The organism is Streptococcus loxodontisalivarius (genome assembly GCF_016908645.1).
Taxonomy (GTDB): Bacteria; Bacillota; Bacilli; order Lactobacillales; family Streptococcaceae; genus Streptococcus; species Streptococcus loxodontisalivarius.
In genome coordinates this window covers 90,266-105,187 of sequence record NZ_JAFBEH010000002.1, presented here as the reverse complement: position 1 = coordinate 105,187, position 14,922 = coordinate 90,266, and the positions used below count along the sequence as shown (strand labels likewise).

Sequence of the window (14,922 nt, the reverse complement as noted above, 5' to 3'; positions counted from 1 at the left end):
GACTCAGTTGTACTTTCTGTTGTCGTTGTTGTTGGCTCAGTCGTACTTTCTGTTGTCGTTGTTGTTGACTCAGTTGTACTTTCTGTCGTCGTTGTACGATTTCCGTCAGCACCGCCATCTGCACGTACATTCGCTACAGAAAAATTAAAGTCTTTACCATTTACAGCTTCTTTATTGTACTCTTGGTACCATGCCTTACTATTATTTTCAAAAGTTTTTTGATTTGGATTCTCCACTTTTGTCAAATACATAATACTAATACTATTAAGCGATACCCATTGTTGAGGTATATAAACACTAATCTTTCCAGTTGTTGCATCCGCATAGATCACTGAACCTGGAAAATCATTTGAGAATTTTGTTAAGGCATCATCTCCATAATAATTTTCGTTTCTCTGACCTGTAACTGTAATATAGAAGCTACTCATATCCAGTGTCTGACCTGATTGAATCTCGTCTTCAATACGAACAACATCTGATACATATACCTTATCGTTATTAATATTTAAAAACCAACGAACATGATCTGTATCAGTTGTTAACATATCACCAGTTTTATAGTAGAAAACACTACTTGTCCCTGATTTTCCCTTAGTAACACTCACTGTAGTGGATTGCCCTCCACCATTAATTACAAAAGTTCCCGTATGCTCCTCAGTTGTATCCGTTAAATTTCGAGCCTGAATTTCAAATTCTCCCCAACCAGTAATATTTTGTAAACCTTCAATGTTATCATTAAAAGTTACACGAGCTTCTCCATCAGTGATAACCATATCACCTACATGTTTTCCTTGAATCTCTAAACTAATTTGCTTGCTAAAACCTGATCCATAAACTGTCCCAGAATTTTGCCAAGTAACATTAATGGTATCACCTGATTTTATCTTTTGTGCATGCTCATCAAATGTAAATCGTACAGTTGTCTTCCCACCATCACTTACATTACTAGGCGAGACTGTCAGTGATGAAATATTACTACTAACATCATCAGCCTTTACTGTGTTTGAAATTGCAAAAAAGCTAAATAAAAACACCGTCAAAAAATAAAATAATTTTTTCATTTTTCAGTTAACTCCCTTAATTATTAGCAAATAAAACTTTACCAAACCCGATTATACTCCTGTTTTATCATATTTGTCAATATATTATAAAAGACAAACATATTTGTATATTTCAATAATATGTATTTTAAACATAAAAAAACACCTTGTTTTTTATATTTAAAACAAAGAGTTTTGCCTTATATGCATAAAAATTTTTCGGAAATTTATGAATTTATTATAGAAGAATCACACTGTTCCTTATAAACAGTTCCCCAGTCCCACATGGCATCGATGACTGGAGACAAGCTCATTCCTGTATCAGTCAGTGAATATTCAACACGGGGCGGCACTTCGGCATAAACCTTACGATTTACCAAGCCTTGCGCCTCCATATCGCGGAGCTGGCTGGTTAAAACCTTCTGGCTGACGCTCCCAATAGATTTTCTCAACTCACCAAAACGCATTGTACCTTGCAATAAATCTCTCAAAATCAATATTTTCCACTTGTCTCCAATGAGAGACAGAGTAACTTCAACTGGACAGGCAGGTATCTAGATCCAGAGCTCAAGATCGCAGGTCAGGAAGAAAGCTATATCCGAGCTATCCTTAATAGCCTGACACCACAAGACTTGCCTGATGCTTTTTATGAAAAGCAGGATGCCTATCTGCAGGAGCAACTAGAAGAAAAATATCCTCTAAGTTTAAATGACATGCAGCCAATTCGTGATAAACTCTATCTCTGGCAGGGGGACATCACCCGTCTGAAAGTTGATGCCATCGTTAATGCTATCCACAGTCAGGCCGGTTTCCAGTTGCGAATGGCTTGTCAGCAAATCATGGAAGATCAGGGACATGATGAGGAAACTGGTCAAGCTAAAATCACACCAGCCTTGAATCTTCCAGTTCAATATGTTATCCACACAGTTGGACCAATTATTGTGGATAAACCAAGTTTGGCTCAAATGAAGCAATTAACTTCCTCTTATCAACAATCTTTAGAGCTAGCTGTGGAAAAAGGACTAAAAAGCATTGCCTTTCCCTGCATATCCACTGGTGAATTTCACTTTCCTAACGACCTAGCCGCAAAAAATGCCCTCAAAACCATTGAAGACTTTCAAAAAGACCACGATATTATCGTAGTCATCAATGTTTTCAAGGACCAAGATTTAGACATCTACCAAAGTTTACTTACTTGACCAAGTAAACTTTCTTTTTTACAATGAAACTATGTTAACATTTTTAATTCCAACCGCTAAAGAAATGAAAGTCCCTCAGGAGACTTATTCACATGAAATGAGCGACAAAAGCTCTGCTATCATCCAAGAAATGAGCCAGATGAGCCTCTCTCAACTAGCCAATGCCTATAAGATCAAAGAAGCTGCTGCTGAAAAAGAGGAAGCACGTATCAGAGATATCATATCTGGAACAGCTCCTTCCTACCCAGCTATCCAGCTTTTTAATGGTCTCATGTATCGCTATATCGATAAAAATCTTATCGATAGTCAAAATGACTATCTCAAGAATTGCGTCTTTATCACCTCTTCTCTCTATGGTATTATTCCGGCCTATGGGCCAATAGCAGAGCATCGACACGATTTTCATACCAAAATGTCTGTCGATGGTCAAAGTCTCAAGGCCTACTGGCGTCATGATTACGATGATTTCGTTTCGAAAAAGGGACAGATTATTTCCCTACTATCTAGCGAATTTGAAGAAGTCTTCTCAAAAAAAATTCGAGACCAGTTCATTACCGTGAAATTCATGGAAGAAAAAGATGGCCAACTCAAAACACATTCCACCATTTCAAAAAAAGCTCGAGGTGCCTTTTTAACAGCTGCCTGCCAAGAGCAAGTTCAGTCTGTGGATAAGTTGAAAGAGCTGACCTTCTCAGACTTTCTCTTCCGACCAGACTTATCAACAGAGCATCAACTCGTTTATACAAAAAAGGTTTGAGAAATCTCAAACCTTTTTACTTCTAGACAAGCATTCTTCTAAACTCTAGTCTACTTATTCAAGTTTTATATAGTGGATTGAGAAAGGAATAGGACTAGGCAAGGAGCTGAAGATAGAACTGACGTTCATCGAAGCGACTTAACGACGTCCTAACCTTTATTCAATCCACTATATCAAATCATCTCGGCTTACTTGTTCATATGCCTGATCGCCATCGTTGAGTTTATCCCAGAGGACAACTTGTCCGCTTGCCAAAGACTTTTGAACATCGATGATACGTTGATTAGAAGAACCTCGAAATTGTAGCATGAGGTTCTTTTTGCTACGGTCAAAACGTCCATCTACCAAAATATCAATCAAGCTCAGCAATTCTAACTTATCATCAGTCTCTTGCAGCATCTCTTCCCAAGTATAGCCTGTCCATGACCAGATATCCTTGTCAGGAAGCTCTCTACGAATACGTTTGACCAAGGGAAGAAGAATACCAGTATTGAGGAAAGGCTCGCCTCCTAACAGCGTCAGCCCTTGCACATAAGGTTGTGCTAAATCCTCCATAATTTGTTCTTCCAGCTCTTCTGTATAGGGAATTCCTGCATTAAAGGACCAAGTGGCCACATTATAGCAGCCCTCGCAGTGAAACATACAGCCAGCCACATAAAGAGAGTTACGAACTCCCTCACCATCTACAAAATTAAAGGCCTTATAGTCAATAATCCGACCTTGGCTGAGCTCCTCACTCTTCCATTCCTGGGGTTTTGGATTGTTCATGATTTCCTCCTATCCAGTAGCGCTCTGTTCCCTCACGAATATCCTCTAAGACACCACCATTAGCCAAAATCACAGCACGACTAGCCGCATTCTCCTCATGGCAGGTAAGTAAAATCTTGGGGATATTTTTGGAAATAGCTGCGCTGATACCTTGTTTCAACATCTCCTTAGCAAAGCCATTCCCACGCGCCGAAGGTCTGACAGAGTAGCCGATATGACCACCGTGATTGATCAAGTGATCATTGAGTCTTAAGCGTAAACTAAGAAAGCCGATAGCTCTGCCATTGTCAAAAGCAACAAACTGTATAGCCGGAACCCATCCATCTGAAATCCCAATTCCCATCTCAGCCAGCTGATTAGCCTCTAACCAATCCCCGTAATGAAACTGGTCAGGCTGCCAAAAGCCACCATCGTGAGCTGAGTCAGCTTCAATGAACTCTGCCATCATCTCCAAAATAGCAGCCTCATCTGTCGCTTCTGGTCGTCTTAAAACAAGCATACAAACCTCCTTTATAGTAAAAGAGCTGAGTTAGATACTCAGCTCTCTCTTTTTGTAAAAATAAGCACAGCTCAAAATAAAGATCAAGAATCTCTCAAGCTTATTTCTTCTTCCCTGCTTTTTTCAAAAGCTCCTGTACACGTGCTTTTTTGTCATTTTTACCTGTTGAATTTTTCTCGTGAAAACGTTCAACTTGCTGCATACCTTTATAGTCTAATTGATATTTTCCCATTGATGGTCTCCTTTCTGTAGATAATTTTTTACCAACACTTCTAGGATATCATCTGGTTGATAGTCTTTCAAGACTTGTCTTGCATTTTTATGATGAGGAATAAAGGTCAGATCACCACTCAGCAGATAGCCGATTAATTGATTGACTGAATTGTAACCCAGTTCATCAATGGCATCCCAAACCAAAGTCAAATCTTCCTTTAAATCCTGCTTGTCTGAATTGAAATAAACCATGGTTTTATCTGATGTCATGAACCTCTCCTTCCTCTTTTTCTATTCACTTTGTCCAGGATTCTTAATGCTTGATCCATTCATATGTTTGACACGCGCAGCGATTTCCTTGTGGCGTCCTTTAACCATTGGACGAGCTTGCGGGTTTCCTAGATAACCACAGGTACGTTTAACAACATCAACAGTCTTGGGATCAGTGTTGCCACAGTTGGGACACATGAAACCACGCTCTGTTGGGGTGAAGTCACCTTCAAAATTACATTTGTAGCAACGATCAATCGGTGTATTGGTTCCTAGATAGCCAACACGGTCATAGGCGTAATCCCAAACAGCCTCTAGAGCCTTAGGATTTTGCTGAAGAACTGGGTACTCACAGTAGTGAATGAAACCACCTGTCGCCCCTGCTTCTGGATAGGCTCTTTCAAACTCTAGCTTTTCAAATGGTGTTGGATTCTTACGCACATCATAGTGGAAAGAATTGGTGTAGTACTCTTTATCAGTGATATCGGTTACGATACCAAACTTCTCTGTATCGAGACGGCAGAAGCGATCTGTCAAACTTTCTGATGGCGTTGAGTAGACTGAGAAATGGTAGTCGTACTCATCAGACCAGTCAGCACAGAGCTCCTTCATCTGACGAACGATGTCAACCGTGAAGGCTTTAGCTTCTGGATTTGATTCCCAGTCACCACCGTAGAAAACAGTAGCCACTTCATAGAGACCAATGTAACCAAGTGAGACGGTCGCTCTGCGATTTTTAAAAAGAGCATCGACACTGTCAAACTTACCAAGACGTTGACCAAAAGCTCCATACTGATAGAGGATAGGTGCGTTAGCTGGCGTTGCTTCTTTGACACGCTCCACACGATAAGTCAAAGCATCCTTAGCAATCCCCATACGCTCTTCAAAGAGTGACCAGAACTTATCAAGATCTCCCTTAGACTCTAGGGCGATACGTGGTAGATTAACCGTAACGACACCCAGATTCATACGACCTGAGTTAACCTCGACACCATTTTCGTCTTTCCAACCTTGCAAGAATGAACGACAACCCATAGGTGCCTTGAAAGAACCTGTCAACTCGACAATCTTATCATAAGACAGCATGTCAGGATACATACGCTTCGTCGCACATTCCAAGGCTAGTTGCTTGATATCATAGTTAGGCGTTCCCACTTCAAGATTAAGCCCACGCTTCACTGTGAAGATGAGTTTTGGGAAAATAGCAGTGCGGTGCTCAGATCCCAATCCCTTGATGCGGATATTGAGAATAGCCTTCTGAATCTCACGCTCAAACCAATTGGTTCCTAAACCAAAACCAAGCGATGTAAATGGCGTTTGACCATTTGATGTGAAAAGCGTATTGATTTCGTATTCAAGACTCTGCATAGCATCATAGATGTCTTTTTGAGTCTTCTCACGCGCATAGTCTTCACGCTTGTCAGCTGCCACCCATTTTTCTGCGTCAGCCAAATGCTTCTTGTAGTTAAGCTCTGCGTATGGTGCCAAAAATTCATCGATACGGTCAGCCGTACAGCCACCGTACTGGCTAGAAGCAACATTAGCAATGATTTGAGAAATCTGAGCTGTCGCTGTCTGAATTGATTTTGGACTCTCAACCTCAGCATTCCCAATCTTGAAACCATTGGCCAACATGCCTTTGAAATCAATCAAACAGCAGTTGGTCATTGGAGTATAAGGACTATAATCCAAATCATGATAGTGAATATCACCTTTTTGGTGGGCATTTGCCACATGAGAAGGAAGCATTTTTAGACCAATTGATTTGCCGACAATCCCTGCGGTTAAGTCACGCTGAGTATTAAAGACATCGCTATCCTTGTTGGCATTCTCATGGACAACTGTCTGGTCCTTATGAATTAATTTATCGATAGTGACATTGATATCCATCGCCTGATGGCGTTCAAAGTCACGCTTAGTGCGGTAGTTGATATATTCTTGTGCAATGGCAACCTCATCAGATTCCAGAAGTTCATGCTCAACAATGCTCTGAATTTCATAGATTTTGATATCCTTGTCAAAACGTTGAACAATTTCAGCAACAACCTGATCACAGATTCCCTGAAGTTTGACTTCTAGTCTTGGAGAGAGACTAGTTACCTTAGTAGCTGCCTTCAAGAGAGCATCGTAAATCTTCTCTGTGTCAAAGCTAACACGACGTCCATCTCGCTTAATAACAGTCATCGGTTTTGCAATTACGGTTTCCTTTTCAAGTATAATCATTTCATCACCTCGCCATCCATTATAGTACAAGGTCAAAAAAAAATCAATATATTGTGGTATGATTTATTTTCTACCACAATATATTGATTTTATCTATTTTTTCTGATAAACAGTGAAGTGAGAGACATTATCCACTGAGACTGTCTCATAATTATTTTTCAAATTATCTTTAACAGACGATGGTAATGATTGCGCATTATTTACGATGATATAACTTGCTGAATCCTGAATCAATTGATCCTGCAAATCTGAATAATTGCTACTATTTGCCGTATCGTTTACTGGAAGAACAAATTTTGAAGCAGATTGTGATTTGCTCTGAATGTAAATCTTAGCCGAGCTATCCCAAACATAAATTGTTCCAGATGTGCTATTTTCCTTGCTAATATAGTCAGCCAAAGTGCTGCGCTCTGCATTTACCGAAAGGTTAGCAACATAGGATACCAGCGGTGCACCAATACCATAAGCAAAGGCTGCAACTGGTAGGAAGAAGCTAGCAGTCACAAAAAATGTAAGGAACTTAGTCTGGAGTCCAACTGGTCTTACACGACGATGTGAGGTACGTGTCAATGACAGATCATGGTCATCGTTGATTCCCAAGGCTACAAGACTGAGGGCAAATGGCAAGAGGTAGAGCAACAAGTAGGTACTGAATGACTGCGAGAAGATAGCATACAAGGCATAAATCAAGGCTGTTGCAAATATGACTGTTTTCACCAACTTATCTGTTGCCTGACTTCTGATATGCTTAAAGTACATAACAAAGCCGACAAGCAGCCCAGAACAAAGGAAGAGAGCAATCTGAAAGGCAATTGAAAGATAGATATTATCTCGCATCAAAGGCAGATTCGTCAAATAGTAGGTTAGGGTATCTGCCAAATAATCAGATGTCATCTGTAGATTGAAGACAAAATAGCCTGTAAAGTAGATTACTAAAATGGAACCAAAAACAAGACAGAGAACCTGATAAAATCCTCTCATAAAATGTTTTTGTCCAATATTGTAGATAATAATTGCCAAAAATGAAACAATCCAGAAAATCAAGGTACGAGCATCAAACAGGATAGCTAGAGCACCTGTGAAACCATAGAGAATAAAGGCTTCATCCGTTGTCTTCTCAGCAAAATACTTAACCAAAAACCAAAGGGCAATCAAAACGAATGGCATAGCAAACTGAATAGGATACATTCCACCAAAACCAAGCGAAAGATTAGCCAGATAGAAGATAACACTAGCACCAGAAGCGAATTGAGCCTTATTTGTAAAGTAAGCAACGATACGATAGAGATAAATCCCTGAAATATAGAAAGCTAAAAATTCCACAATGAGCAGCCAAGCTGTTGACTTCATATGGTAACTCAAAGCAATCAAGGCATAGTAAAGGAAACCACCCGTCGCAAAAATATCTGTATAAGGAAGTTGTCCTCTAGAAAACATCAATCCTGTGTAAAGGTGCTGAGACTGTACGCTATTTGCAAAATCTGAAAAAGCAGGTACAGCAACTGACAGACCTGTCACAAGCAGGCTGAGAATTACAATCAGAAGACGGTGCCAGCCCTTAGCCTTAGGTGTTTTAACAAGAGGACGCTCCGGTTTACCTTCTGTCTGTTCTGGCTTAGTTGCAGTCACCTTTTGAGAACGGCTGTAACTCGTCTGCTGTGTATCAGTTGAAAAATCTGATGTCATATCGTTCACTTCAATACTCCTTGAATTATATTACTTCCAGTATATCAAAAACTACAGTTTAGTCAATTTTTCAAGGATAGCACAATAAGCCAAAATTTCCCTAAAATGATGGAGCTTCTTGCTCTGATAAACTTGAAGAGCCTCTGCTTCCTTATTAGAGAGCTTCGTTTTTTTATTCATAAGATACCTCCTCTTATGAATAATTCGAAAAAAAATCAACCTGATAAAACCCAGGTTGATTATTTCTTATTCTTCGTCAAGGAAGCTGTTGAAGACTTCTTCGATCATATCCCATTCAACATCTGAATCTTCAGGGATTGGTTGAAGGTCGCCTTCTGTACCATCTTCATTTTCAGTAAATGAGTAGGCTTGAATTTCGATTTCACCATTGTCATCTTCTTGAGCACCTGCTGGTACCAAAAGAACATAGTTTTTACCAAATTCTTCTTTACCATCGATAGTCAAAAGGATTTCGAAAAGTGTTTCATTTCCTTGCTCGTCTACCAATGTAATAACTTCTGCTTCGTGATCGTGTTCGTGATTGTGTGCCATTTTATGTCTCCTTAATATCGTTTATCACTAGTGTAAGTGATTTTTCTTAAAACATTCTATCTAGATAGTTTTGTAAAATAAGCTGCGCAGCCAACTTGTCGATAACCTTTTTACGCTTACCACGGCTGACATCTGCCTGCTCAACCAACATACGCTCTGCTTGAACAGTCGTCAAACGCTCATCCTGATAATCAACAGGAAGTCCGAAGAGTTCTGCAATCTTATCACCATAAGCCTTGCTTGCCTCAACACGAGGACCTTCTGTATTATTCATATTCTTAGGAAGTCCAAGGACAAACTTGTCAACCTTGTACTCCTTAACCAGCTCAGCCAAACGCTCAAAACCAAATTCTTCAGCTTCCTCGTTAATCTTGATAATCTCAACACCCTGTGCTGTGAAACCAAGCGGGTCACTGATTGCAACACCTACGGTTTTTGAACCGACATCTAATCCCATTACTCTCATTTGACGTCAATTCCATTTCCTTGTAGGTAGTAACGGACGAGTTCTTCAACAATCTCGTCGCGTTCATATTTGCGAATTTGGTTACGCGCATCATTGTAACGAGGCACATAAGCAGGGTCACCACTTAACACGTAGCCTACGATTTGATTGATTGGGTTATAGCCTTTTTCATCAAGAGAATGATAGACATTAGTCAATGTATCACTAATCTCTTGTTTATTACTGTCATCAAGGTTGAACCTTACTGTTTCATCTGTAAATCCCATGCTTACACCTTCTTTCTACTAAAATCATGATTTACTATCACAATATTATATCAGAAATCCTATTTTTCCACAAATTAAAGAGGTTCACCTAGGCATAAAAATAAGGAATCAGACTTCTGGTCTGACTCCTATCATTTAGAAATTACAAGGCTGCGCGAAGACGAGCCTCAGTATTTTCAACGCTACGAATTGAGCGTGGCAAGAAGGCACGAATATCATCTTCTTTGTAACCAACCTGGAGACGTTTGTCATCGATCAAAATTGGACTCTTAAGAATACGGGGATTGTCCTGAATCAAATCAATCATCTCACTCAAGCTCAACTCTTCAATGTCACAGTTGAGAGCTTTAGCGTAACGATTTTTTGAAGAGACAATACTTTCGATACCATTCTCTGTTTTTGATAAAATTGCTAAAATTTCTTCTTTTGTTAAAGGTTCTTTTGCTAGATTCTGTTCTTTGTAAGGGAGTTGATGAGCATTTAGCCAAGTTTTCGCTTTTTTACAGCTCGTACAACTTGAAATCGTATAAATCTTAATCATGTTCATTCTCACTTTCTATCCCATGATAGTTATAGTATAACACGATATGGTCCATGAAAAAATAGGTCTTTGGACCTATTTTACGTTTTTTAGTTGACTTTTTATCAAAAATAACTCTTTTTGACCATTTGTCTTGGTTAAAGAGAGCTTATTCTTCGATTTCGATTCCATTATCAAGATCGAGAACCAAGTCATCGCTTGTTTCGATAATTTCTTCAGCTGAAACTTCTTCAGTCTCTTCATCAGCTTCAATCAAACCAAATTTCACACGTACCTTGTGATCGATTTCTTCAAAGATTGCTGGGTTATCTGCCAAGAATTTCTTAGCATTTTCAGAACCTTGACCAATCTTCTCACCATTGTAAGAATACCAAGCACCTGCTTTTTGCACGATATCAAGGTCTGTGGCAATTTTAACTAGCTCACCCGTACGTGAGATACCTTCACCATACATGATTTCCACAAAGGCTTCTTTAAATGGCGGAGCTACCTTGTTTTTAACAACCTTAATCTTAGTTTCCTTACCGACATTCTGATCCTTTTGATCACCAGTACCCTTGATTTGTGTATTACCACGAACATCTAGACGAACTGAGGCGTAGAATTTAAGAGCACGTCCACCAGGAGTTGTTTCAGGGTTACCAAACATAACCCCAACTTTTTCACGCAACTGGTTGATAAAGATAGCAATTGTTTTAGTTTTATTGATAGAGGCTGAAAGTTTACGCATGGCTTGACTCATCATACGAGCTTGCAAACCAACGTGGCTATCACCGATGTCACCATCAATTTCAGCACGAGGTACAAGGGCAGCAACTGAATCGACAACGACCAAATCAACCGCACCTGAGTCAATCAATTTCCCTGCAATTTCAAGACCTTGTTCACCTGAGTCAGGTTGTGACAAGAGCAACTCATCAATATTAACACCAAGAGCTGCAGCATAGGCTGGGTCAAGAGCATGCTCAGCATCGATAAAGGCAGCAATCCCACCTTCTTTTTGAGCTTGAGCTACGGCATGGAGGGCAACTGTTGTCTTACCTGATGACTCTGGTCCGTAGATTTCGATAATACGACCTTTAGGATAACCACCCGCACCAAGAGCAATATCAAGTGCTAGAGAGCCTGAACTCATGACTTGAACTTTTTGCTCTGCACGTTCGCCAAGACGCATAACGGCACCTTTACCAAAGTCCTTTTCAATATTTTTAAGAGCGTCATCGAGAGCCTTACGGCGCTCATCACCAAATTTTTTAGAAATTTCTTCTGTTTTCTTTGTTTTTTTTGCCATTTTTCTCCCTTTCTAGTTAGAGATACATCCCACTTATTATAGCAAATGTTTACCCTTTAATAAAGTTTTGCGTACTAAGTTGAAAGCATGTAAGCAACTGATATAACGAACATCTGAGCGGCTACGACCTCCGATAAGAACCTCTATCGAAGTCACCTCTTCCTCAGTCGCAAGTCCAATGAAAACTGTTCCAGCAGGATGACCTTCCAATTCACCAGGACCAGCCACACCTGTCAGAGAAACACCGATATCTGCACCTGTCTTCAAACGAGCTCCCTCTGCCATCTTTTGTGCAGTAAAGCTACTTACCACACCATGCTCTTGCAAGTCTGCCAAGGGAATGCCCAACATTTTTGATTTCTCTTCGATGCTATAGGTGACAAAACCACCATTAAAGACCTGTGAAGAGCCTGAAAAATCTGCCAAGGAAGCTTGAAATAGCCCTGCGGTTAAACTCTCTGCTGCTGTGATTGTCTTATCGTTTGATTTTAGCAGTTGGAAGACAACCTGAGCAAGACTATTCTCATCCCCATAACCATAGTGTAGATTTTCCAGCAGTTGACCATCCAAGGTCTTAACAGACAATAGCTGAGCTTCTAAGCGATCTAGCTTAGCATCAGCCTCTTCCTGACTTCCTGCCTTTGTTGATAGGCGAAGCGTCACCTCACCTGTCTTAGCATAAGGAGCAATGGTAGGATCTGTCTGTTCTTCAATATAATCTGCCAGAATCGTCACCAGCTGACTCTCACCGATACCAAAGAAACGCAGAACACGTGAATATAGCTTGGCATTATCCTGAGACAAAAGTGGTACCAAGTTTTCATTTACCATGGGCTTAAGCTCACTTGGAGGCCCAGGAAGAACGACATAACTTCTACCATTTGCCTCCAAAAGACCACCAACAGCAAGACCTGTGATATTCTGCAATGGAATTGAGCCTTCAATCAGCTGCGCCTGACGTTCATTATTAGGCGTGCGACTGTGCTCAGGTCTCATGGCAAAAAAGCGGTCTAGCTTTTGATTAGCCTCTTCATCAAAAATAAGAGGGCGTCCAAGGTAGGCTGCTAGCGTCTGCTTGGTTAAATCGTCCTCAGTCGGACCCAAACCACCACACAGAATAATCAAGTCTGAGCGCTGTGATGCCAAATCAATCACCTCTGTCAAACGATCCACATTATCTCCAACAGCTGTCTGGAAATAAACATCAATCCCTAACTGAGCCAATTTTTCTGATAAAAATTGAGCATTGGTGTTCACAATCTGTCCTGTCAGAATCTCAGTTCCTACTGCAATAATTTCAGCTTTCATTTTCCTCGCCTACCTTACTATTCGTATTTCGTCTCTTATTGTAGCAAAAAAACTTCCAACTACGAAAAGTTGAAAGCTTTTTCTTTAATTTATTATTGAATGAGCCTCACTCAGACTGCCAACTTCTACTAACGAGCTCTCTTTTAATAAATAGACCCTATCGCAATTCTCAAATACTTCCGATAAATTGTGAGAAGTAAGCAGTATCAATTTATTACGACTATGTTTCTTTAATAGATCGTAAGCTTTAAATCTCTTCTGCTCATCTAAACCATCAATTAATTCATCTAGAATAACTACTTCTCGCTGGAGAGATAATAGATATAGTAAAGCAAAGAGTTCCTTCATTCCTAAAGAATAGCTACTGATTCTTCTGCTTAAAAAATCTGAACCTCCCATTAGCTTTAGCGAGCTTTCAAATGTAGTTCTTTCTGAAGAAGATAATAATTTTAAATAGTCATTCGCAGATAAGTTCTTATCAAATATATTTAAATCGGGAATATAGGCTACACCTCCAACAGATAAATACTTTTCATTTTGCTTTATTTCAGTTTCTCCGTTGATAATCGTAAATAGGGTACTCTTACCTACTCCATTTTTTCCAATTAAACCATACAATCCTGTGGCAGGAAAGTCAAAAGATAATTTATTAAAAGTACTACTTGTTATATTTTTAATCCTCAATCCTTTCATTACTTCCCAACCTTTCTATATGTGTATCTTTTATAAAGGTAACAAGAAAGTAGCATAAATACTATGCTCAAACCGACTAAATAAATAGTTGCAATTACTATTGGATTATCTGGAAGATATTTACTGTCATTAACTATCTGACCGTAACCCATGTACTCAATCGGGATGAATGCCTTAAAAGGTTGAAACCATTCCTCCATAGATAGGGTCATAAAGCCGGTCAAAATAACTGTGATCAATCCAATTACAAGAATACTCTTTTTCAAAATAAGAGATAATAGTTGACCTAAGCTGGTCATAAAAATCAAGCTGATCAAAAAGATGTAAACCGTCTTAACTCCTATCTTCCAAATTGGAACAATAGTGCCCTCAATAAGTAAATAAGGATAATTCCATATTCCAAATCCTGTTAAAAAACCTTTAATAAGCAATAACACTAGAAAACATAGAATCGTAAGAAAAAATGTAACAAAAACGGCTACCAATAGTTTAGAAAGTAACTGACTAACCTTTTTACCTCCCATAAGTTGGTAAAATCTGACTTGAGTACTCTCTAAATCTCTGCTCACTAGGTCCGATACAAGAACAGTAAACAGAATAAAGAATGTTGTTGAGGAGAGCCATGATATCATTGAACTAAAAGTCGTAAAAATGGATTCCTCTGTATCATTAATCGATATACTAGGAGATCCTCCTGAGCTTTTGACAGCATCATAGTAATCAATTCTTGTTTTTATTTCCTGATACTCTTCTGAGCCTTTTTGACTAATCAATTGTAAGCGATGCAAATCAAGCTCATGCTCTAAATCTATAAAAGTATCTAGAGCATTATCTTCTAAAGCAAGGATTTCTTTAGACATAATATCAACTTCTGTCTTTACATCTTCTAGTTTCTCGGATAAGTCACTATCTGAGGGGGTCGCCTTTACTTTTTGCTCTAAAACTTCTAGTTCTTGTTGAGATTGCTGAAGATTCATTCTTACATTATCTAAAACTACATTATCAGAGCTTTGATTATTTAATTGATGAAACAAAGACAAGCCAAAGATTAGAAGAATAATAAAGATAAAACAGATTCTATTTTTAGGATTATTAATAAATCGTTTCAATTCAAAGTAAGACATTCTCATGGCACCACTCTCCTTATTTA

At 39.2% G+C, this 14,922-nt stretch carries 19 protein-coding genes; 2 read left to right on the top strand and 17 right to left on the bottom strand.

What is annotated here, in order from left to right:
• Positions 1–1,061, bottom strand: a 1,061-nt coding sequence (locus JOC28_RS01260; protein ID WP_239548753.1) for a collagen binding domain-containing protein, incomplete at its 3' end; no start/stop codon positions are given.
• A gap of 206 nt (positions 1,062–1,267) precedes the next feature.
• Positions 1,268–1,594 (bottom strand): winged helix-turn-helix transcriptional regulator, encoded by a 327-nt coding sequence (locus JOC28_RS01255; RefSeq protein WP_205008832.1) that lies wholly within the window; start codon positions 1,592–1,594, stop codon positions 1,268–1,270.
• Positions 1,595–1,672: 78 nt separating this feature from the next.
• Between JOC28_RS01255 and JOC28_RS01250 the strand changes: the two genes are divergently transcribed.
• Positions 1,673–2,239 (top strand): macro domain-containing protein, encoded by a 567-nt coding sequence (locus JOC28_RS01250; RefSeq protein WP_239548745.1) that lies wholly within the window; start codon positions 1,673–1,675, stop codon positions 2,237–2,239.
• 31 nt (positions 2,240–2,270) lie between these two features.
• Positions 2,271–2,996, top strand: a complete 726-nt coding sequence (gene yaaA / locus JOC28_RS01245; protein ID WP_205008826.1) for a peroxide stress protein YaaA — start codon at positions 2,271–2,273, stop codon at positions 2,994–2,996.
• A gap of 168 nt (positions 2,997–3,164) precedes the next feature.
• On the opposite strand, the gene nrdG is transcribed toward yaaA, so the two are convergent.
• The 15 genes from nrdG to JOC28_RS01180 all read right to left on the bottom strand — a co-directional run bounded on the left by nrdG (position 3,165) and on the right by JOC28_RS01180 (position 14,902).
• Positions 3,165–3,764: an anaerobic ribonucleoside-triphosphate reductase activating protein gene (nrdG, locus tag JOC28_RS01240; RefSeq protein WP_205008825.1), complete on the bottom strand. Its 600-nt coding sequence runs from the start codon at positions 3,762–3,764 to the stop codon at positions 3,165–3,167.
• Positions 3,730–4,263, bottom strand: a complete 534-nt coding sequence (locus tag JOC28_RS01235) for a GNAT family N-acetyltransferase (protein ID WP_205008824.1) — start codon at positions 4,261–4,263, stop codon at positions 3,730–3,732. The genes nrdG and JOC28_RS01235 overlap by 35 nt, the downstream gene beginning before the upstream one ends.
• 100 nt (positions 4,264–4,363) lie before the next feature.
• Complete coding sequence (locus tag JOC28_RS10800) at positions 4,364–4,495, bottom strand: hypothetical protein (protein WP_275582117.1); 132 nt, start codon at positions 4,493–4,495, stop codon at positions 4,364–4,366.
• Entirely contained in the window at positions 4,477–4,746 is a 270-nt protein-coding gene (locus JOC28_RS01230; protein WP_205008823.1) for an IreB family regulatory phosphoprotein, read from the bottom strand. The genes JOC28_RS10800 and JOC28_RS01230 overlap by 19 nt, the downstream gene beginning before the upstream one ends.
• A 21-nt stretch (positions 4,747–4,767) precedes the next feature.
• On the bottom strand, positions 4,768–6,969 hold the full coding sequence (gene nrdD / locus JOC28_RS01225; protein ID WP_205008822.1) for an anaerobic ribonucleoside-triphosphate reductase: 2,202 nt from the start codon (positions 6,967–6,969) through the stop codon (positions 4,768–4,770).
• Between the two features lie 93 nt (positions 6,970–7,062).
• Positions 7,063–8,655: a glycosyltransferase family protein gene (locus JOC28_RS01220; protein ID WP_465270017.1), complete on the bottom strand. Its 1,593-nt coding sequence runs from the start codon at positions 8,653–8,655 to the stop codon at positions 7,063–7,065.
• Positions 8,656–8,706: 51 nt separating this feature from the next.
• Positions 8,707–8,835 carry a hypothetical protein gene (locus tag JOC28_RS10795; RefSeq protein WP_275582116.1) on the bottom strand — a complete coding sequence of 43 codons (129 nt, stop codon included), beginning with the start codon at positions 8,833–8,835 and terminating at the stop codon, positions 8,707–8,709.
• A 66-nt stretch (positions 8,836–8,901) separates the two neighbouring features.
• Positions 8,902–9,207, bottom strand: a complete 306-nt coding sequence (locus JOC28_RS01215) for a DUF1292 domain-containing protein (RefSeq protein WP_205008820.1) — start codon at positions 9,205–9,207, stop codon at positions 8,902–8,904.
• A 46-nt stretch (positions 9,208–9,253) separates the two neighbouring features.
• Complete coding sequence (ruvX, locus tag JOC28_RS01210) at positions 9,254–9,673, bottom strand: Holliday junction resolvase RuvX (RefSeq protein WP_205008819.1); 420 nt, start codon at positions 9,671–9,673, stop codon at positions 9,254–9,256.
• A complete protein-coding gene (locus tag JOC28_RS01205) occupies positions 9,670–9,939 on the bottom strand; it encodes an IreB family regulatory phosphoprotein (protein WP_205008818.1) in 270 nt (89 codons plus the stop codon). The genes ruvX and JOC28_RS01205 overlap by 4 nt, the downstream gene beginning before the upstream one ends.
• A 142-nt stretch (positions 9,940–10,081) precedes the next feature.
• Positions 10,082–10,480, bottom strand: coding sequence for a transcriptional regulator Spx (gene spx, locus JOC28_RS01200; RefSeq protein WP_205008817.1), 399 nt, complete (start codon positions 10,478–10,480; stop codon positions 10,082–10,084).
• Positions 10,481–10,628: 148 nt separating this feature from the next.
• Positions 10,629–11,771, bottom strand: coding sequence for a recombinase RecA (gene recA, locus JOC28_RS01195; protein ID WP_205008816.1), 1,143 nt, complete (start codon positions 11,769–11,771; stop codon positions 10,629–10,631).
• A 36-nt stretch (positions 11,772–11,807) separates the two neighbouring features.
• On the bottom strand, positions 11,808–13,079 hold the full coding sequence (locus JOC28_RS01190) for a competence/damage-inducible protein A (RefSeq protein WP_205008815.1): 1,272 nt from the start codon (positions 13,077–13,079) through the stop codon (positions 11,808–11,810).
• An 84-nt stretch (positions 13,080–13,163) separates the two neighbouring features.
• Positions 13,164–13,772 (bottom strand): ATP-binding cassette domain-containing protein, encoded by a 609-nt coding sequence (locus tag JOC28_RS01185; protein ID WP_205008814.1) that lies wholly within the window; start codon positions 13,770–13,772, stop codon positions 13,164–13,166.
• Positions 13,772–14,902, bottom strand: coding sequence for an ABC-2 family transporter permease (locus JOC28_RS01180; protein WP_205008813.1), 1,131 nt, complete (start codon positions 14,900–14,902; stop codon positions 13,772–13,774). Before JOC28_RS01180 ends, JOC28_RS01185 begins: the two co-directional genes overlap by 1 nt.
• Positions 14,903–14,922 lie beyond the last annotated feature (20 nt).